Annotated in this window: 16 protein-coding genes and 1 other RNA gene; 3 read left to right on the plus strand and 14 right to left on the minus strand. The window is 69.5% G+C overall.

The features are described from left to right. The first annotated feature begins 95 nt into the window (after window positions 1-95). Entirely contained in the window at window positions 96-680 is a 585-nt protein-coding gene (locus J2847_RS17980; protein ID WP_209780263.1) for a pseudouridine synthase, read from the plus strand. Here J2847_RS17980 and J2847_RS17985 read toward each other — a convergent pair. The 7 genes from J2847_RS17985 to hisN all read right to left on the minus strand — a co-directional run bounded on the left by J2847_RS17985 (window position 677) and on the right by hisN (window position 9,822). Then, window positions 677-2,308 carry an ABC transporter ATP-binding protein gene (locus tag J2847_RS17985; protein ID WP_209780264.1) on the minus strand — a complete coding sequence of 544 codons (1,632 nt, stop codon included), beginning with the start codon at window positions 2,306-2,308 and terminating at the stop codon, window positions 677-679. The two genes, J2847_RS17980 and J2847_RS17985, sit on opposite strands and share 4 nt — an antisense overlap. Window positions 2,309-2,363: 55 nt before the next feature. Continuing rightward, complete coding sequence (locus tag J2847_RS17990; protein ID WP_209780265.1) at window positions 2,364-3,452, minus strand: ABC transporter permease; 1,089 nt, start codon at window positions 3,450-3,452, stop codon at window positions 2,364-2,366. Continuing rightward, on the minus strand, window positions 3,452-4,564 hold the full coding sequence (locus J2847_RS17995; RefSeq protein ID WP_209780266.1) for a microcin C ABC transporter permease YejB: 1,113 nt from the start codon (window positions 4,562-4,564) through the stop codon (window positions 3,452-3,454). The genes J2847_RS17990 and J2847_RS17995 overlap by 1 nt, the downstream gene beginning before the upstream one ends. Window positions 4,565-4,616: 52 nt before the next feature. Then, on the minus strand, window positions 4,617-6,431 hold the full coding sequence (locus J2847_RS18000; RefSeq protein ID WP_209780342.1) for an extracellular solute-binding protein: 1,815 nt from the start codon (window positions 6,429-6,431) through the stop codon (window positions 4,617-4,619). A 106-nt stretch (window positions 6,432-6,537) separates the two neighbouring features. Further along, a complete protein-coding gene (locus J2847_RS18005) occupies window positions 6,538-8,391 on the minus strand; it encodes an extracellular solute-binding protein (RefSeq protein WP_209780267.1) in 1,854 nt (617 codons plus the stop codon). A gap of 87 nt (window positions 8,392-8,478) precedes the next feature. Continuing rightward, window positions 8,479-9,009: a hypothetical protein gene (locus J2847_RS18010; RefSeq protein ID WP_211114771.1), complete on the minus strand. Its 531-nt coding sequence runs from the start codon at window positions 9,007-9,009 to the stop codon at window positions 8,479-8,481. Window positions 9,010-9,039: 30 nt separating this feature from the next. Then, window positions 9,040-9,822 (minus strand): histidinol-phosphatase, encoded by a 783-nt coding sequence (hisN, locus tag J2847_RS18015; protein WP_209780268.1) that lies wholly within the window; start codon window positions 9,820-9,822, stop codon window positions 9,040-9,042. A gap of 195 nt (window positions 9,823-10,017) precedes the next feature. On the opposite strand from hisN, the gene nudC reads away from it, so the two are divergent. Then, window positions 10,018-10,926, plus strand: a complete 909-nt coding sequence (nudC, locus tag J2847_RS18020) for an NAD(+) diphosphatase (protein WP_209780269.1) — start codon at window positions 10,018-10,020, stop codon at window positions 10,924-10,926. 49 nt (window positions 10,927-10,975) lie between these two features. Here the strand turns inward: nudC and J2847_RS18025 are convergent, their stop codons facing one another. Together J2847_RS18025 and J2847_RS18030 are read right to left on the minus strand one after the other, a co-directional pair. Beyond that, window positions 10,976-11,842: a prephenate dehydratase gene (locus tag J2847_RS18025; protein WP_209780270.1), complete on the minus strand. Its 867-nt coding sequence runs from the start codon at window positions 11,840-11,842 to the stop codon at window positions 10,976-10,978. A gap of 53 nt (window positions 11,843-11,895) precedes the next feature. Then, complete coding sequence (locus tag J2847_RS18030; protein ID WP_209780271.1) at window positions 11,896-12,681, minus strand: 3-deoxy-manno-octulosonate cytidylyltransferase; 786 nt, start codon at window positions 12,679-12,681, stop codon at window positions 11,896-11,898. 210 nt (window positions 12,682-12,891) lie between these two features. Between J2847_RS18030 and J2847_RS18035 the strand changes: the two genes are divergently transcribed. Then, window positions 12,892-13,434, plus strand: coding sequence for a c-type cytochrome (locus J2847_RS18035; protein WP_209780272.1), 543 nt, complete (start codon window positions 12,892-12,894; stop codon window positions 13,432-13,434). Between the two features lie 114 nt (window positions 13,435-13,548). Here J2847_RS18035 and recR read toward each other — a convergent pair whose 3' ends face one another. The 5 genes from recR to J2847_RS18060 form a co-directional block, all read right to left on the minus strand. Beyond that, window positions 13,549-14,142, minus strand: a complete 594-nt coding sequence (gene recR / locus J2847_RS18040; RefSeq protein WP_209780273.1) for a recombination mediator RecR — start codon at window positions 14,140-14,142, stop codon at window positions 13,549-13,551. 213 nt (window positions 14,143-14,355) lie between these two features. Then, the gene (locus J2847_RS18045) at window positions 14,356-14,679 is read right to left on the minus strand and encodes a YbaB/EbfC family nucleoid-associated protein (protein WP_085554920.1); all 324 of its coding nucleotides are present in this window, start codon (window positions 14,677-14,679) and stop codon (window positions 14,356-14,358) included. A 3-nt stretch (window positions 14,680-14,682) separates the two neighbouring features. Further along, window positions 14,683-16,590 (minus strand): DNA polymerase III subunit gamma/tau, encoded by a 1,908-nt coding sequence (locus J2847_RS18050; RefSeq protein ID WP_209780274.1) that lies wholly within the window; start codon window positions 16,588-16,590, stop codon window positions 14,683-14,685. 120 nt (window positions 16,591-16,710) lie between these two features. Continuing rightward, an RNA gene (gene ffs, locus J2847_RS18055) (signal recognition particle sRNA small type) lies at window positions 16,711-16,808 on the minus strand. Window positions 16,809-17,185: 377 nt separating this feature from the next. Then, window positions 17,186-18,379, minus strand: a complete 1,194-nt coding sequence (locus J2847_RS18060; protein WP_209780275.1) for a phosphoglycerate kinase — start codon at window positions 18,377-18,379, stop codon at window positions 17,186-17,188. Window positions 18,380-18,388 lie beyond the last annotated feature (9 nt).

An 18,388-nucleotide genomic window follows, 5' to 3' on the forward strand; every position in this document is an offset into this window, starting at 1 on the left:
GATGGTATGGTGGAGCGAGGGCGCCGACCATAGCGCCTTTCCAATTCCCGCGTGAAGCGTCGAAAAACCTTTATTTTCCCAAGGATTATTCACCCGTGCCGCGCCTGATCCTGCTGAACAAGCCCTACGGCGTGCTGCCGCAATTCACCGACGACCAGGGGCGGCCGACGCTGGCGGCCCATGTGCCGGTGCGCGACGTCTACGCCGCCGGCCGGCTGGACCGCGACAGCGAGGGGCTGCTGGCGCTCAGCGACGACGGCGCCCTGATCGCCCGCATCGCGGCGCCGAAGAACAAGATGCCGAAGACCTACTGGGTGCAGGTGGAGGGGATTCCGACCGACGAGGCGTTGGCCGCCTTGCGCGCCGGCGTGACGCTGAAGGACGGTCCGACGCTTCCCGCCGAGGCCCGCCGCATGGAGGAGCCCGCCGGCCTGTGGCCGCGCGACCCGCCGGTGCGGTTCCGCGCCGCCATCCCGACGAGCTGGATCGCGCTGACCCTGCGCGAGGGCCGCAACCGCCAGGTACGCCGGATGACGGCGGCGGTCGGCTTCCCGACGCTGCGGCTGATCCGCTGGTCGATCGGCGACTGGACGCTCGACGGGCTGGCGCCCGGCCAATGGCGCGACGTGGCGATTCCGGGGGTGGTCCGGGCCGGCAAGGCGGCGAAAGGCCGGCGTTAGGTCCTCACCTCGGACGAGCGGACCGCCTCCAGGTTCAGCGCGGCGGCGAGCAGGGCGCGGGTGTAGGCCTCGCGCGGTTCCTCGAAGATGCGCTGGGTCGGACCCTGCTCCACGACCTTGCCGTCCTTCATCACCATGACGTGGCTGGACAGCGCCCGCACCACCCGCAGATCGTGGCTGATGAACAGGTAGGCGAGGTTGTGGCGGGCCTGGATGTCGCGCAGCAGGTCGACGATCTGCGCCTGCACCGACATGTCGAGCGCCGAGGTCGGCTCGTCGAGCACGACGAATTTCGGCTTCAGAACCAGGGCGCGGGCGATGGCGATGCGCTGGCGCTGGCCGCCGGAGAACTCGTGCGGGTAGCGGTGGCGGCTGCCCGGCTCCAGCCCGACCTCCTCCAGCGCCTTGGCGACCAATGCGTCGCGCTCCTTCTGGTCGCCGATGCCGTGGATGCCCAGCCCCTCGCCGATGATCTGGCCGACCGACAGGCGGGGCGACAGGCTGCCGTAGGGATCCTGGAAGACCACCTGCATCTGGCGGCGCAGCGGACGCAGGCGCTTGGCCTGCCAGCCCTGGATGTCGGTGCCGTCGAAGCGGATGGCGCCCTCGCTGGCGTGCAGCCGCAGCAGCGCCAGCCCCAGCGTGGTCTTGCCCGATCCCGATTCGCCGACCACCCCGACCGTGTGGCCCTGGCGGACCGAGACCGACACGCCGTCCACCGCGCGGACATGGTCCACCGTGCGGCGCAGCAGCCCCTTCTTGATCGGGAAATGCACCTTCAGCTGGTCGGCGGCCATCACCTCCGCCGCGTTCTCGGGCGGGGCGAGCGGGTTGCCGCGTGGTTCGGCCGACAGCAGCTTCTGGGTGTAGGGGTGCTTGGGGCGGACGAACAGGTCGGCGACGGTGGCCTGCTCGACGATCTCGCCCTTGTTCATCACGCAGACGCGGTCGGCCATCTTGCGCACGACGCCGAGATCGTGGGTGATCAGCAGCAGCGCCATGCCGAAGCGGCGTTGCAGATCCTTCAGCAGCTCCAGGATCTGCGCCTGGATGGTGACGTCGAGCGCCGTGGTCGGCTCGTCGGCGATCAGCAGGTCGGGCTCGTTGGCGAGCGCCATGGCGATCATCACGCGCTGGCGCTGGCCGCCCGACAGCTCGTGCGGGTAGGCGGTCAGCCGCTTCTCCGGGTCGGGCAGCCCGACCAGCCGCAGCAGCTCCAGCGTCCGCGCGCGGGCGGCGGCGCGCGACAGGCCCTTGTGCAGGAACAGCGTTTCGTTGATCTGCCGCTCGATCGAGTGGAGCGGGTTCAGCGAGGTCATCGGCTCCTGGAAGATCATGGCGATGCGGTTGCCGCGCACCTCGCGCAGCACCTTCTCCTCGGCGCGGATCAGCTCGGTGTCGCGGAAGCGGATCGAGCCGGCCGGGTGGTGCGCCATTGGGTAGGGCAGCAGTTGCAGCACCGACAGCGCGGTGACCGACTTGCCGGACCCCGATTCGCCGACCAGCGCCACGGTCTCGCCCTTGGAGATGTCGAAGGACACGCCCTTGACCGCCAGCATCGACCCGCCGGGCGAGCGGAACTCGACCTGGAGGCCACGGACGGAGAGAAGGTCGGGGTTCTGGCTCATGGGCGTTGCGGCCTTCTTGACGGGCGGGCACGGTCACGAGGTGGAGGGCGCCCGCTCATTCCGCCGCCTCCTTGCGTGCGGCCGCCGCCGCCGGCTCGCCCGGTGTCGCGGTGGACATCTGGGCGATGGTCTTGCGCGGGTCGAAGGCGTCGCGCACCGCCTCGCCGATGAAGATCAGCAGGCTCAGCATGATCGCCAGCACGAAGAAGGCGGTCAGACCCAGCCAGGGCGCCTGGAGGTTGGCCTTGCCCTGGGCCAGCAGCTCGCCCAGCGAGGGCGAGCCCGGCGGCAGGCCGAAGCCGAGGAAGTCCAGCGCCGTCAGGGTGGTGATCGAGCCGTTGAGGATGAAGGGCATGAAGGTCAGCGTCGCCACCATGGCGTTGGGCAGCACGTGCCGCACCATGATGGTGGTGTCGGTCGCCCCCAGCGCCTTGGCCGCCCGCACATAGTCGAGGTTGCGCGCCCGCAGGAACTCGGCGCGGACGACATGGACCAGCGCCGTCCAGGAGAACAGCAGCAGCAGGCCGAGCAGCCACCAGAAGGTCGGCGTCACCACGCTGGCCAGGATGATCAGCAGGAACAGGGTCGGCAGCCCCTGCCAGATCTCGATGAAGCGCTGGAACAGCAGGTCGGTCAGTCCGCCGAAATAGCCCTGGACCGCCCCCGCCATCACCCCGATGACCGAGGAGAAGGCGGTCAGCACCAGCCCGAACAGCACCGAGATGCGGAAGCCGTAGATCAGCCGCGCCACCACGTCGCGCCCCTGGTCGTCGGTGCCGAGCCAGTTGTCGGCCGACGGCGGCGCCGGGGCGGGCACCGGCAGATTGTAGTTGATGGTGCGGTAGCTGTAGGGGATCGGCGCCCAGACCATCCACCCCTTCTCCTCGATCAGGCCGCGGACGAAGGGATCGCGGTAGTCGGTCTCCGTCTCGAACTCGCCGCCGAAGGTCGTTTCCGGATAGGCGTTGAAGACCGGCCAGTAGAGCGCGTTGTCGTAGCGGATCAGCAGCGGCTTGTCGTTGGCGACGAACTCCGCCCCCAGCGAGACGACGAACAGCACCAGGAAGATCCAGAAGGACCAGAAGCCGCGCCGGTTGGCCCGGAAATTCGCCAGACGCCGCCGGGTGATGGGGGAGAGCGCCATCACACCCTCCGCGAGTCGAAGTCGATGCGGGGATCGACCATCACGTAGGTGACGTCGCCGACCAGATTCATCACCAGCCCCAGCAGGGTGAAGAAGTACAGCGTCCCGAACATCACCGGATAGTCGCGGTTGATCGCCGCCTCGAAGCCCAGCAGCCCCAGCCCGTCGAGCGAGAAGATCACCTCGATCAGCAGGGCGCCGGTGAACAGGATGCCGATGAAGGCGCCGGGGAAGCCGGCGATGACGATCAGCATGGCGTTGCGGAAGACGTGGCCGTACAGCACGCGGCGCTCGGCCAGCCCCTTGGCGCGGGCGGTGATGACGTACTGCTTGCCGATCTCCTCCAGGAAGGAGTTCTTGGTCAGCATGACCAGCCCGGCGAAGCCGCCGATGACCATCGACAGCACCGGCAGCGCCATGTGCCAGACATAATCGAGGATCTGCCTGTACCAGGGCAGGCTCGACCAGTTGTCCGACACCAGCCCGCGCAGCGGGAACCAGTCGAGGTAGCGGCCGCCGGCGAAGACGACGATCAGCAGCACCGCGAACAGGAAGCTGGGGATGGCGTAGCCGACGATGACGACGCCCGACGTCCACACGTCGAAGGGCTGGCCGTCGCGCACCGCCTTGGCGATGCCGAGCGGGATCGAGACCAGATAGACGATCAGCGTCGTCCAGATGCCGAGCGAGATCGACACCGGCATCTTCTGGATCACCAGATCGACCACCCGCTGGTCGCGGAAGTAGCTGTTGCCGAAATCGAACATGATGTAGTTCGACATCATGTGGAGGAAGCGCTCGGGCAGCGGCTTGTCGAAGCCGAACTCCTTTTCGAGCTGCTTGATGAAGGCCGGGTCGAGCCCCTGGGCGCCGTGGTAGCGGCTGCCGGTGTCGCCGCCGGCCTGCGCCTGGGTCTGGGGGCCGGCCCCGGTGTCGCCGCCGGCGGTGCCGCCGATGCGCGACGTCGCCTCCACCGCCGTGCCCTGCACGCGGGCGATCATCTGCTCGATCGGGCCGCCGGGGGCGATCTGCACGATCAGGAAATTGATGACCATGATCCCGAACAGCGTCGGGATGATCAGCAGCAGTCGGCGGATGATGTAGGCCAGCATCGCGGTCGTCCCGACCCTCCTCTATCCGAACACAAGATGGCCGAAAACGGTATCAGGGTGCCGTACGGCGGGCGCTGGAGGCAAGCCGGGCGTTCTTCTCCGCGTCGACCCACCAGGCGTCGGGGAATCCCAGCCCATACTTCGGGGCAACCGGCGGATGGGAGAAACGGTTCCAGTAGGCGACCCGGTAAACGTTGTCGTGCCAGTGCGGGATGACGTACCAACTCCACAGCAGCACGCGGTCGAGCGCGCGGGTGGCGGCGATCAGCGCCTCGCGGTCGGGGGCGGCGATCAGCTTTTCGACCAGCGTGTCGACGGCCGGATCCTTGATGCCGATGCTGTTGCGGCTGCCGGGCAGGTCGGCGCGCGAGGATTCCCAGTAGTCGCGCTGCTCGTTGCCGGGCGACAGCGATTGCGGGAACCGCTCGATGATCATGTCGTAGTCGAAATTGTCGGTGCGGTTCTGGTACTGCGCGGTGTCCACCACGCGGATCGACGCCTCGATGCCGGCGCGTTCCAGGTTGCGCAGGAAGGGCTGGACGATGCGCTCCATGTCGGCCTGCACCAGCAGGATCTCGAAGCGCAGCGGCTCGCCCTTGGCGTTGACCAGCTTGTTGTTCCTCAGCTCCCAGCCGGCCTCCTTGAACAGGCCGAGCGCGGTGCGCAGGTTGGCGCGGATGTTGCCGCTGCCGTCGGTCTTGGGCGGCTCGTAGGGCTTGGAGAAGACCTCGTCGGGGATCTTGCCGCGCAACGGCTCCAGCAGCGCCAACTCGGCGGGGGAGGGCAGGCCGGTCGCCGCCAGCTCCGAGTTGGCGAAGTAGCTCTTGGTCCGCTGGAACAGCCCGTAGGAAATGTTGGCGCGGGTCCATTCATAGTCGAACAGGTGGTTCAGCCCCTCGCGCACCCGCCGGTCCTGGAAGACCGGGCGGCGGATGTTGAAGACGAAGGCCTGCATGCCCTGCGGATCCTCGTGCTTCAGCTCCTCGCGGACGATCTGGCCGTCCTTGACCGCCGGCACGTTGTAGCCGGTGGTCCAGTTCTTCGACGAGTTCTCCAGCCGGAAATCGAAGGCGCCAGCCTTGAACGCCTCGAAGGCGACATCGAGGTCGCGGTAATAGTCGTAGCGCATCCGGTCGAAATTGTAGCGGCCCCGGTTGATCGGCAGATCCTTGCCCCACCAGTCGGCGACGCGCTGGTAGGTGATGGAGCGGCCGGGCTGCACCTCGGCCACCGTATAGGGACCGCTGCCGACCAGCGGCTCCAGCGTCGTCGATTCGAAGGGGCGGCTGTCGAACACATGCCTGGGCAGCACCGGGAGCTGGCCCATGATGATCGGAAGCTCGGCGTTGTCGGTGGACTTGAAGGTGAACTTCACCGTCCGCTCGCCGGTCTTCTCGGCCTTCACCACGTCGGCGTAGTAGGTCCGGTAGTGCGGGTGGCCCTTTTCCTTCAACGTCTGGAAGCTCCACAGCACGTCGTCGGCGGTGACCGGCTTGCCGTCGCTGAAGCGGGCCTGCGGGCGCAGGGTGAAGGACACCCAGCTGCGGTCGTCGGCCAGCGCGATGCTCTCGGCGAGCAGGCCGTATTCGGTGATCGCCTCGTCGCCGCTGGGGGTGGTCAGCGTTTCGAACACCAGACCGGCCCCGGCGGCGGTCTGGCCGCGCAGGATGAAGGGGTTCAGGTTGTCGAAGCCGCCGAAGGCCATCAGCTTGACCTCGCCGCCCTTGGGGGCGTTCGGGTCGGCGTGATCGAGATGCTGGAAGTCCGGCCCGTATTTCGGCTTTCCGTGAAGCGCGATGGCGTGGGAGCCGCCTTCCTGCGCGGCGAGCGGACCCGTCAGCAGCAGCGCGCCGACCAGACCGGCCATCCCGGCCATCAGGATGCGTGCGCTTCCTTTCGTGCGTCCCCTCATGCCCGATCCTTTCTTGCTTCGTGAGCCGGTCTGTCGGAAGTAGACCGGCAATGAGTCGACATCAAGGCCGCGCCCCGTCCCTTGCGCCATCCTTCGCCGGATCGACCCACCAGGAGGCCGGGAAATTGGTGTTGCGGTAGTCCTGGTCGTATTTCGGCGGGGTGGCGGGGAAGGCCAGCCGGGTCTTGTAGGCGACCCAGCTCCCCGGATTGTACCATTGCGGGACCATGTAGAAGCCCCACAGCAGCACGCGGTCGAGCGCGCGGGTCGCCGCCTGCACGGTCTCCAGATCCCTGGCGGCCAGCGCCTTCTCGATCAACTCGTCGGCTACCGGATCCTGGATGCCGGCGTAGTTCGCCGAGCCCTGCGTCCTGGCGGCGGCGGAGCCGAAATAGCCGCGCAGCTCGCTGCCTGGCGGGGTGAAGAAGTTCATGTTGGTGATGACGACGTCGAAGTCGAACTCGTCGATGCGCGCCTGGTACTGGGCGGTGTCGACGATGCGCAGGCTGGCGTCGACGCCGATCCGGCGCAGCGCCTCGACATAGGGCTGGATCACGCGGGACAGCGAGCCGGTGCCGTCGAGGAACTCGACGGACAGCACCTCGCCGTTCCTCACGTTGGTCAGCTTGCCGTTGCGGGTCTCCCAGCCGGCCTCCTTGAACAGGCGGGTGGCTTCGCGGACCTGGGCGCGGTTGTTGCCGCTGCCGTCGGTCTTCGGCGGCTCGTAGGGGGCGGTGAAGACGCGCTCCGGGATGCGGCCGCGGTAGGGCTCCAGCAGCGCCAGCTCGGCCGGTGTGGGCAGCCCCTTGGCCCCGAAGTCGGAGTTGGGGAAGTTCGAGGTCGTGCGGTGGTACTGGCCGTACAGGATGTTCTTGCGGATCCACTCGAAGTCGTAGAGCTGGGCCAGCGCCTCGCGCACCCTGGGGTCGGCGAACTTGGCGCGCCGGGTGTTCAGGCGGAAGCCCTGGGCGCCCAGCGGCAGCTCGCTCGGCACCTCCATCTTGGCGATCCGCCCGTCCTTGACGGCGGGGAAGTCGTAGCCGGTGGTCCAGCGCTGCGCCCGGTACTCGCCCCGGAAGTCGTAGCCGCCGGCCTTGAACGCCTCGAACATCACGTCGTCGTCGCGGAAGAAGTCGATCTTCACGCTGTCGAAATTGAAGAAGCCGCGATGGACCGGCAGATCCTTGCCCCACCAGTCGGCGACCCGCTCGTAGGTGATCGAGCGTCCGGCATCCACCGCCTTGATCCGGTAGGGGCCGTTGCCGAGCGGCGGTTCCAGCGTCGTCTTGGAGATGTCTCGGCCGTTCGCCGTCCACCAGTGCCTGGGCTGCGGCGTCAGGGAGACGGCGAAGTCGATGATCGGCTTGATCTCGCCGCTGCCGGCCAGGGCGATGCGGACGTGGCGGTCGTCGGCCGCCTCGACCTTGGCGATCTGGTCGAGGAAGGATTTCAGGAAGGGCGAGCCGTGCGCCTGGAGCATGTCCCAGGTGAAGGCGAAATCCTGCGCCGTCACCGGCACGCCGTCGTGCCAGCGCGCCTCCGGCCGCAGGGTGAAGACGGCCCAGCTCTGGTCGTCGGCGACCTCGACGCTCTCGGCCAGCGCGCCGTAGGCGGCGTCCAGCTCCCAGCCCGACCCGACCATCAGCGTGTCGGAGATCAGCCCCAGCGTGCGCGGCTTGACCCCGCGCAGGATCAGCCCGTTCAGGCTGTCGAAGCTGCCCGGCTCGGCCAGCGTCACCGCGCCGCCCTTGGGCGCGTCGGGGTTGGCGTGGGGGAAATGGGTGAAGCCGGACTTGAACCGCGGCTCGCCGAACTGTTTCAGGGCCGGACCGCTCACGCTGGCGGCCCAGGCCGGGGAGAGGGCCGGGACGGCGAGGGTGACGAGCGTGGCGGCGACAGCGAGAACTCGGCGCATCGGCGGGGCCTGTGGCTGGTCGAGGTGCCTTCGATAGATTGCCACGCTCACGCCGGGGTCAAGGTTTAATCGCGCCCCGGCAACAGGTTAGGCGATGTTTCCCGCGACGGGGGATACTTGGCGGTCCTGGCGCCAGTGGTCGGCCATGCGGTCCATCAACTGGCGATAGCGGCGGTCGGCGCGCATCAGCTTGCGCACCGCCTTGCCGTGGCGCGGGTCGGCCAGCATCCAGCGTTCGGCCGCCGCCTGATGCTCCGGATGGATCGACAGCAGATAGATCGCGGCCTGCTCCGGCCCCGTCATCTCCGTCTCGTCCAGCCCTTCCAGGATGGCGCCGACATAGAGCGGCAGGACCTTGCGGAAGTCGGCCGGGCCGCCGTCGCCCTCCGTTTCGGGCGCGCCGCCGTCGGCCAGCAGCGCCTGCCGATCCGCCGCCGGCAGCGCGAAGAAGGCGTCGAGCCCGAGCAGAAGGTCGCAGACCGTCTTCTTGCGCACCATCCAGTTGGCGCCGCCGGCCACCCGCGCCGCCAGCCCCTCCAGGAAGGGCCGCAGCTTGTCGGGCGAGGTTTCGAAGACGGAGCGGGCGGGCTTGTCGATGGGTGTCACGGCGGCGGTCATGTCGGTGTCCAAACGATCGTTGGTCGGCGGTCAGCCGGCGAGCGCGGCCAGCGCCTCGCGGTGGGTGCGCGGGTCGCCGGCGGCGACGACCTGGCCCGTCGAGTTGGCGTCGAGCGGGTTGCCCTGCCAGTCGGTCATCAGCCCGCCGGCCCCGGTCACCACCGGCACCAGCGCCGCGAAGTCGTACAGCTTCAGCCCCGACTCGACGACGAGGTCGTAATAGCCCGACGCCAGCAGCCCGTAGGTGTAGCAGTCGCCGCCATAGGCGGAGGTCTTCACCTGCGCCGCGACGCGGCGGTAGGCCTCGTAATCCCCGCCGGGGAACAGGTCGGGCGAGGTGGTGCCGAACATCGACGCCGCCAGCCCGCCGGGGCAGGGGCGGACGCGGACCGTCTGGCCGTTGTGCGTCGTCGGGCGGCCGGCGACGCCGACCCAGCGGTCGCCGACGATCGGCTGGTCGATCACGCCCAGCACCGGGCGGCCGTGGCGCAGCAGGGCGATCAGCGTGCCGAAGATCGGCCGGCCGGCGATGAAGGATTTGGTGCCGTCGATCGGGTCGATCACCCACACCCATTCGGCGTCGAGATTCTTGGTGCCGTGCTCCTCGCCGTAAATGCCGTCGTCGGGGCGCTGGGCCTCGATGATGGTGCGGATGATGCGCTCGGCCTCGCGGTCGGCGATGGTGACGGGGGAGGCGTCGGCCTTGTCGTCGATGGAGAAGGGGGTGCGGAAGTAACGGCGGATCACGCTGGCGCTGGAGTCGGCCAACCGTTGGGCAAGCGCCACCAGATGGGCGGGGCAGGTCTCGGTCATGGTCGCTCCTTGGTTGTGGTACTCTGGCGTCATGGAAGTGCGATTGCGCGCATCCTAACGGGGTGGGCCGCCCGCGCAAACCCGAAAGGTCATGGCGGAATGTCCCGATGCCCTGGGGCCGACGCCTTGGGGTCGACGCCTTGGGGCCGATGGTGGGGCTTTGCGGCGGGCCGGGCTTGTGGCAGCCTGCGTGCCATGTCCGACCGACCCAATGTTTACGCGGGCGTTCCGCTGGACCGCGCCGCGCTCCGCCGCAAGAACGAGGCCTGGCTGACCGAGGCTTGGCACTCCCCCGACGCCCGTATCCTGCCGGTCTGGCAGTCCCGCAGCTTCGTCACCGGCCCGGCCGACGCCGCCCGCGTGGTGCTGGTGCCGGCCGGTGCCGCGCTGGAGGCGGTGCCGATCTTCCTCGGCCTGCTGGATGAGGCGCCGATCTTCGCCGTCGATCTGTCGATCCTCGAGTCGCCGGAAACGCTTCCGGCTCTCCAGGATCTCGGGCGCTTCGAGGATCTGCGCAGCGTCGGCCCGCTGATGCCGGAGGACGAGGCGGCGCTCTGCGCCTACGCGCGCGGGATGGCGTGGTGGAACGCCCGCCACCGCTTCTGCGGCGTCTGCGGCGCCCCGGCGGCGAGTGCGGAGGCCGGGCATGTCCGCATCTGCACCGACCCGGCCTGCGCCACCCACCATTTCCCGCGCACCGACCCGGCGGTCATCATGCTGGTGCATGACGGCGGCGACCGGATGGTGCTGGGCCGGCAATCGCGCTTCCCACCCGGCATGCATTCGGTGCTGGCCGGCTTCGTCGAGCCAGGCGAGAGCCTGGAGGAGGCCGTCATCCGCGAGGTGCGGGAGGAGGTCGGCCTGACCGTGACCGACGTCCGCTACCAGTCCTCGCAGCCCTGGCCCTTCCCGTCGTCGCTGATGCTGGGCTTCACGGCGCGCGCCACCAGCTTCGACATCGAGACCGGGCAGGACGAGCTGGAGAGCGCCCACTGGTACGACCGCGCCATGCTGCGCGATCTGGTCCCCAGCGAGGAGTTCCGGCTGCCCCGCCGCGACTCGATCGCCCACCGTCTGGTCGCGGAGTGGATCGCCGCCGGGTGAACAAGCAGGGTGGGCGGCGCGATGAGCGCCGCCGCCGGAGCCGCCGCCCTCAATCCTCGCCGATGCGCTGGCTTTCCTGGTAGCGGAAGGGGTTGGCCGGGTAGACGCCGAGGATCTTCACCTCGCGGGCGAAGAAGTCCAGCTCCTCCAGGGCGAGGCGCAGCGGGCGCTCGTCGGGGTGGCCCTCGACGTCGGCGTAGAACTGGGTCTGGGTGAAGCGGCCGCCGACCATGTAGCTTTCCAGCTTGGTCATGTTGACGCCGTTGGTGGCGAAGCCGCCCAGCGCCTTGTACAGCGCCGCCGGGACGCTGCGGACGCTGAACACGAAGGTGGTGATGGTCTTGCAGGAATCCAGCGCCGGCAGCTTCGGTTCGCGCGCCATGATGAGGAAGCGGGTGGTGTTGTGCGCCGCGTCCTCGATGCCGCTCTTCAGGATGTCGAGGTTGTAGATCTCGGCGGCCAGCGACGAGGCGATGGCGGCGTGGGCCGGGTCGTTCAGCGCGGCGATCTCGCGGGCCGCGCCCGCCGTGTCGGCGTGGTTGATCGCCTCCAGCCCGAGCGAGCGGGTCATCGTCTGGCATTGCGACAGCGCCTGGATGTGGCTGCGCACCGTCCTGAGGCCGTCGAGCGTCGCCCCCTTCGGCGCCAGCAGCATGTGGTTCACGCGCTGGAAATGCTCGCCGATGATGTGCAGGCCGCCCTCGGGCAGCAGATGGTGGTTGTCGGCGACGCGACCGGCGATGGAGTTCTCCACCGGGATCATCGCCAGCGAGGCGCGGCCCTCGCGCACGGCGGCGAAGGCGGCGTCGAAGGTCGGGCAGGGCAGCGTCGTCATGGTCGGCCGCGCGTTGCGGCAGGCCAGATCGGAATAGGCTCCCGGGAAGCCCTGGAAGGCGATGACGTTCGAATTCGACATGGTGATGACCGGCTCCGCTGGCGTGCGTGGGTGGGGCGTTCGTCGCGCGGACGTCAAGGGGCAGGGGAAATGTGGGAGGAGCGGCCCGACAGCAGCGCGCGGGCGCGCTCCAGGTCGTCCGGAGTATCGACGCCGAGCGGAACCGCGTCAACGACCGCCGCGTCGATCCGCATGCCGTTCGACAGCGCCCGCAGCTGCTCCAGCCGCTCGCGCTGTTCCAGCATCGAGGGGGGCAGGCCGACGAAGCGTTCCAGCGCCGCGCGCCGGTAGGCGTAGAGCCCGATGTGGTGGAACAGCTCGCCCTCGCCCCACGGCGCGGTGGCGCGGGTGAAATAGAGCGCGCGTCCCTTTGCCGCACCGGGCCGCAGTTCCAGCACAGCCTTGACGACGTTGGGATCCGCGCGCTCCGCCTCCCGGGTGATCGGCACCACCAGCGTGGCGATGTCGACCCCCGGATCGGACAGGGTCGCGAAGGCGGCGCGCACGGCGGCGGCCTCGACGGTCGGCAGGTCGCCCTGCACGTTCACGATCGCGTCGTGCCGGCCCTCCGGGTCGATCAGGCCGACCGCCTCGAAGATGCGGTCGGAGCCCGACGGGTGGTCGGGCCGGGTCAGCACCGCGGTGCCGCCGGCGGCCTCGACCGCGCGGGCGATCTCGGGCTCGGCGCAGGCGACGACGACCGGGCCGATGCCGGCCTCGACCGCGCGGCGCAGGACCTGGACGATCATCGGCACGCCGAGGATGTCGGCCAGCGGCTTTCCGGGCAGCCGGGTGGACGCCATGCGCGCCGGGATCACCACGATGGGGTTGGACGGCGGCGGAAGGGTCGGATCGGTCATGGCGCGGGCGCTCGGGATGACGGCTTCGAGGATGGGGCGGGTGAAACACGGATCCGTCGGCGGCGTCAAGCATCCCCGCTTTCCGCAGGGTGCGATTCGGTTGTGCCGGCCGGTGACAAGCCTGTGTCCGCACGGTATTGTGCGACCCGGCACCTCTGCCAAGGGCGGGAGCAAACCCCAGGGAACCGAGATAAGGACTGAGTGACTCACATGAGCATGGAGTTGAACAAGATTTTCGGTGCCGTGCTGCTGGCGGGGTTGATCGCCATGCTGACCGGCTTTGCCTCCGAGGTGCTCGTCCACCCGAAGAAGACGGAAAAGAACGCCTTCGTGGTCGCGACGCCGGAAGGCCAGAGCGCGGGCGGCGCTCCGAAGGGCGGCGCTCCCGCCGGCCCGGCCCCCATCGCTCCGCTGATGGCCTCGGCCGACCCGGCCGCCGGCCAGAACGCGGCCAAGGCCTGCGCGGCCTGCCACAGCTTCGACAAGGGCGGCGCCAACAAGGTCGGCCCGAACCTGTTCAACGTCCTCGGCGGTCCGAAGGGGCACATGGCCGGCTTCGGCTATTCCGACGCGCTGGTCAAGACCGGCGGCCAGTGGAGCTACGACGAGCTGAACAAGTTCCTCTACGACCCGAAGGCCTACGCGCCGGGCACCAAGATGAGCTTTGCCGGCATCAAGAAGGACAACGACCGCGCCAACGTCATCGCCTATCTCCGTTCGCTGTCCGACAGCCCGCAGCCGCTGCCGCAGTAACGCCGGCAGCGGCGCCGGGCCGGCGACGTCCCCAGGCATTCCGCTGTGAAGAAGGCCCCGTCCCGGAAAGGGACGGGGCCTTTTTCGTGGCCTCAGCGGAGGGGCTTGCTTCCCTCAGAGCGGCCGGCGGGCCTTCAGCGCGGCGGTCAGCGTGCCGTCGTCGAGATAGTCGAGTTCGCCGCCGACCGGCACGCCGTGCGCCAGCCGCGACACCGCCACCTCGGCGCCGGCCAGCCGGTCGGTCACCACATGGGCGGTGGTCTGCCCGTCCACGGTGGCGTTCAGCGCCAGGATGACCTCGCGCACCGCCGGATCCTTGGCGCGTTCGGCCAGGGCCGCGAGGTTGAGGTCGTCGGGCCCGACGCCCTGCAACGCCGAGAGCAGGCCGCCGAGCACATGATAGGTGCCGCGGAAGGCGCGGGTGCGCTCCAGGGCCCACAGGTCGCCGGCGTCCTCGACCACGCAGATCACCGAGCGGTCGCGGGCGGGGTCGGAGCAGACGGTGCAGGGATCGCGGCTGTCCAGGTTGCCGCAGACCGAGCAGGCGCGGATCGATTCGCCGGCCAGCGCCATGGCTTCGGACAGCGGGACCAGCAGGCTGTCCCGCCGCTTCATCAGATGCAGCGCCGCCCGCCGCGCCGACCGGGGCCCCAGCCCCGGCAGCTTGGACAGCAGCTGGATCAGGCGTTCGATTTCAGGTCCGATCATGGCGACGCGAATCCGCCTCTCCCCCGGGGAGAGGTTGGCCGGCAACGCCGGCCGGGTGAGGGGGATGCCCTCTCCTTTCGGGAGAGGGTGGCGCCGAAGGCGCCGGGTGAGGGGCGTCGCATGGCCGCAACGCCGTCGCGGCGCATCCCCCTCACCCCAACCCTCTCCCCGGGGGGGAGAGGGGGCAGGGGCTGGCGCGAGAGGGACTTGTCCTCAGAAGGGCAGCTTGATGCCCGGCGGCAGCTTCAGACCGCCCATCAGCTTGGAGGTCTCCTCGGCGACGTGCGCCTCGACCTTCTTCTTGGCGTCGTTGAAGGCCGCCAGGATCAGATCCTCCAGCACCTCGGTGTCCTCCGGATCGACGACGGACTTGTCGAGCTTGATCTTCTTCATCTCGCCCTTGCCGTTGACGGTCACCGAGACCATGCCGGCGCCGCTCTGGCCGGACATCTCGACCTGGTCGAGGCTGGCCTGCATCTCCTGCATCTTGGCCTGCATCTGCTGGGCCTGCTTCATCATGTTGCCGATATTCTTCATCGGTCAGTACTCTCCTTCGTCGTCGAGCGGGTAATAGATCCCGTCGTCCTGCTGCTGAACCATGAAATCGGGTGTCTCGCCGTCATCGGCAACCTCGGCGCTCTCCGCCGCGGCGATGGCGGCGAGGTCGCGGATGTCGATGATCCTCGCCCCGCTGAAGGCGTCGAGCACGGCGCGCACCACCGGGTTGGCCTCCGCCTCCGACTGGGCGCGGCGCTTGTCGGCCTGATCCTGCTCGGCCAGCGTCGGCTGGCCGGGGTTGTCGGAGAGCGCCACGATCCAGCGCTGTCCGGTCCATTCGGTCAGGAATTGCCCGACCTTGGCCGGCAAGGTCGACGGGGCCGACGGCTTCAGCCGCAGCTCCAGCCGGCCCGGCTCCATCCGCACCAGATGCACCGTCTCCACCAGATAGCCGTAGAGCGCGCCCTCGCGCCGTTCGGAGAAGAGCTGGGCCAGCGCGCGGAAGTCGCGCGGCATGGGGGACAGCTCCTCGCCGGCCGGAACGGGCAGGGGCGCCGGGGCGGGCCTCGCCTGCGCCTGGACGGCCTGCGCGGGCTGGGCGTGGGCGTGGGCTTGGGCCTGCACCGCCTCCAGCGGCCGGGCCACCGCGAGCGCGCCGTTCGACGCCACCGCGACGGGGCCGCCGCCAGTCCCGCCGGGGCCGCGCATCGGGGCGCCGCCGTTGGCGCCGCCAGTCCCGCCGCCGGCCTGCTGGGCCTGGAACTGGCGGATCAGCTCGCCCGGAGTCGGCAGGTCGGCGGCGTAGGACAGCCGCACGATGACCATCTCCAGCGCCTGCTGCGGCACCGGGGCCGCCTGCACCTCGCCCAGCCCCTTCAGCAGCAGCTGCCACGCGCGGGTCAGCGCCGGCATGCCGAGCCGGCCGGAGAGGGCGGCGCCGCGCGTGCGCTCGGCCTCCGGCAGGGAAGGGTCGTTGGCGGTGTCGGGCACCACCTTCAGCCGGGTCAGGTTGTGCACGAGATCCAGCAGATCCTGGAGGATCACCACCGGGTCGGCGCCGACCCGGTGCAGGTCGGACAGGATGTCCATCGCCTCGGCCGGGCGGGCCGACAGGGCGGCCTCGAACAGGTCGATCACGCGGGTGCGGTCGGCCAGCCCCAGCATGTCGCGGACCTGCTGCGCCGTCACCGTGCCGTTGGCCAGCGCGATCGCCTGGTCGAGCAGCGACAGCCCGTCGCGCACCGACCCGTCGGCGGCCCGCGCGACCAGCGACGCCGCGTCCGGCTCGATCGAGGCGCCCTCCAGCGCGGTGACGCGGGTGAAATGGTCCTTCAGCACCTGGGCGTCGACGCGGCGCAGGTCGAAGCGCTGGCAGCGCGACAGCACCGTGACCGGCACCTTGCGGATCTCGGTGGTGGCGAAGACGAACTTCACATGGCTCGGCGGTTCCTCCAGCGTCTTCAGGAGCGCGTTGAACGCGCTCTTGGAGAGCATGTGGACCTCGTCGATGATGTAGAGCTTGTAGCGCGCCGACACGGGTGCGTAGCGCACGCCGTCGATGATCTCGCGGATGTCGTCGACGCCGGTGTGGCTGGCGGCGTCCATCTCCATCACGTCGACGTGGCGGTCCTCGGCGATCGCGCGGCAATTGTCGCAGACGCCGCAGGGCGTGACGGTCGGCCCGCCGGAGCCGTCCGGCCCGGTGCAGTTCAGCGCGCGGGCGATGATTCGGGCGGTGGTGGTCTTGCCGACGCCGCGCACCCCGGTCAGCATGAAGGCCTGGGCGATGCGGCCGGAATGGATGGCGTTGGTCAGGGTGCGGACCAGCGCGTCCTGGCCGATCAGCTCGTCGAAGGTCTTCGGGCGGTATTTGCGCGCGAGCACCCGGTAGGCCAGCCCGGTCGCGGGGGCGGTCGGCGGATGGTCCAGGGTATCGGTGGTATCGGTCACGCGGCTGGCCCGTAAGACGACGAGGGAAGGACGGCGGATGATGATCGGGGCGCAGAATAGCGTCCCGGCGCCGTGCTGTCGCCGTCTGTCTTCGCTGGCGTTTTTTTGAAGGGGGATAAGGTAGGAGACTGGACGAACGACCCGAGCCGTAACTCGTTGCGGCTGCTTCCTTCCGGACCTGACCGGGTTGGCGAGGGACTCGTCCGACGCCAGTCTCCCACCGCTGTTATGGCGCTTGGCGCGCCGGGATGCAAGCCGATTCCGACAGGCGCGGGGCAATCGCCCGTGGCGGCCGTGCCGGCGCGGGACGGGGAATGGAACGTTTGGAACGTTTGAAACACCGTGGAACAGGATTCCCGGCCCTGTTCCACGTTCCATTGGCCCATGCGCCGCGGCGGGCTGGGATTGGGGGGCGCGTCGAGGACCATGGCGGGGCTCCGTAAACGGTGGGAACGGTCGGCGCCATGATTAAGGAAAAGCGGTCCCAACCGCAGAGGTTTCGGCACAATTCCCGAACGCGGCCCCCGAACATGGCCCCGAACGCACCGGATCCGCCGGGCCGGGGGAGGCGCCGGGCCTCCCCCGCCGGGCGCCCTTACTTCTTCAGCGCCGCGACGCCCGGCAGCTCCTTGCCTTCCAGCCATTCCAGGAAGGCGCCGCCGGCGGCCGACACGTAGGTGAACTTCTCCTCCGCCCCGGCGTGGGCCAGCGCCGCCACCGTGTCGCCGCCGCCGGCCACCGACAGCAGCCCGCCCGCCTCGGTGCGCGCGGCGACGAGGCCGGCGACCGCGTTGGTGCCGGCGTCGAAGGGCGCGATCTCGAAGGCGCCGAGCGGGCCGTTCCACACGATGGTCTTGGCGCCCTGGAGCTTCAGCCCCAGGAACTCCACCGTGGCCGGGCCGACGTCCAGCGCCATCTCGTCGGCGCCGATGGCGTCGAAGGCCACCACGCGGTTCTCCGCGCCGGCCTTGAACTCCTTGGCGACGACGAAATCCTTGGGCAGCAGGATCTCGCAGTTGCTCTCCTTGGCGGTCGCCATGATGGCGCGGGCCTGGTCGGCCATGTCCTTCTCGCACAGCGAGGCGCCGACATCGACGCCCTGCGCGAACAGGAAGGTGTTGGCCATGCCGCCGCCCAGCGCCAGCAGGTCCACCTTGCGGACCATGTTGCCGAGCAGCTCCAGCTTGGTCGAGATCTTGGCCCCGCCGACGACGGCGGCGACCGGGCGCTCCGGCTTCTCCAGCGCCAGCGTCAGCGCCTTCAGCTCGGCCTCCATCAGGCGGCCGGCGGCGCTGGGCAGCAGGCGGGCGACGCCCTCGGTCGAGGCGTGGGCGCGGTGCGCGGCGGAGAAGGCGTCGTTGACGTACAGGTCGCCCAGCTCGGCGATCTGTTTCGCGAAGGCGGGGTCGTTCTTCTCCTCCTCCGCGTGGAAGCGGGTGTTCTCCAACAGGACGATGGCGCCCTCATGCACCTTGGCGATGGCGTCCTTGGCGGGCTGGCCGACGCAATCCTCGGCGAAGGCGACCTTCTGGCCGACGGCGGCGCTCAGCGCGTCCAGCACGTTGCGCAGCGAGTTCTTGGCGTCCGGCCCGTTCTTCGGGCGGCCGAAATGCGACAGCACGACGACCTTGGCGCCCTTTTGCGACAGCTCCCTCAGGGTCGGGGCCAGACGGTCGATGCGGGTGGTGTCGGACACCTTGCCGTCCTGCATCGGCACGTTCAGGTCGGCGCGCACCAGCACCGTCTTCCCGCTCACCTCAAGGTCGTCGATCGTGTTGAAATCGGTCATCGTCGCGCT

Source organism: Azospirillum agricola, assembly GCF_017876095.1.
Taxonomy (GTDB): domain Bacteria; phylum Pseudomonadota; class Alphaproteobacteria; order Azospirillales; family Azospirillaceae; genus Azospirillum; species Azospirillum agricola.

Bases quoted from the DNA above. Each gene is read 5' to 3' on its own strand.
- nudC (WP_209780269.1), top strand. From the start codon at position 10,018: ATGTCCGACCGACCCAATGTTTACGCGGGCGTTCCGCTGGACCGCGCC.
- J2847_RS18000 (WP_209780342.1), bottom strand. From the start codon at position 6,431: ATGGCCGGTCTGGTCGGCGCGCTGCTGCTGACGGGTCCGCTCGCCGCG.
- J2847_RS17995 (WP_209780266.1), bottom strand. From the start codon at position 4,564: ATGCTGGCCTACATCATCCGCCGACTGCTGCTGATCATCCCGACGCTG.
- J2847_RS18025 (WP_209780270.1), bottom strand. From the start codon at position 11,842: ATGTCGAATTCGAACGTCATCGCCTTCCAGGGCTTCCCGGGAGCCTAT.
- J2847_RS18045 (WP_085554920.1), bottom strand. From the start codon at position 14,679: ATGAAGAATATCGGCAACATGATGAAGCAGGCCCAGCAGATGCAGGCC.
- J2847_RS18035 (WP_209780272.1), top strand. From the start codon at position 12,892: ATGAGCATGGAGTTGAACAAGATTTTCGGTGCCGTGCTGCTGGCGGGG.
- J2847_RS17985 (WP_209780264.1), bottom strand. From the start codon at position 2,308: ATGAGCCAGAACCCCGACCTTCTCTCCGTCCGTGGCCTCCAGGTCGAG.
- J2847_RS18005 (WP_209780267.1), bottom strand. From the start codon at position 8,391: ATGCGCCGAGTTCTCGCTGTCGCCGCCACGCTCGTCACCCTCGCCGTC.
- J2847_RS18030 (WP_209780271.1), bottom strand. From the start codon at position 12,681: ATGACCGATCCGACCCTTCCGCCGCCGTCCAACCCCATCGTGGTGATC.
- J2847_RS18060 (WP_209780275.1), bottom strand. From the start codon at position 18,379: ATGACCGATTTCAACACGATCGACGACCTTGAGGTGAGCGGGAAGACG.
- recR (WP_209780273.1), bottom strand. From the start codon at position 14,142: ATGATCGGACCTGAAATCGAACGCCTGATCCAGCTGCTGTCCAAGCTG.
- J2847_RS18010 (WP_211114771.1), bottom strand. From the start codon at position 9,009: ATGACCGCCGCCGTGACACCCATCGACAAGCCCGCCCGCTCCGTCTTC.
- J2847_RS17990 (WP_209780265.1), bottom strand. From the start codon at position 3,452: ATGGCGCTCTCCCCCATCACCCGGCGGCGTCTGGCGAATTTCCGGGCC.
- hisN (WP_209780268.1), bottom strand. From the start codon at position 9,822: ATGACCGAGACCTGCCCCGCCCATCTGGTGGCGCTTGCCCAACGGTTG.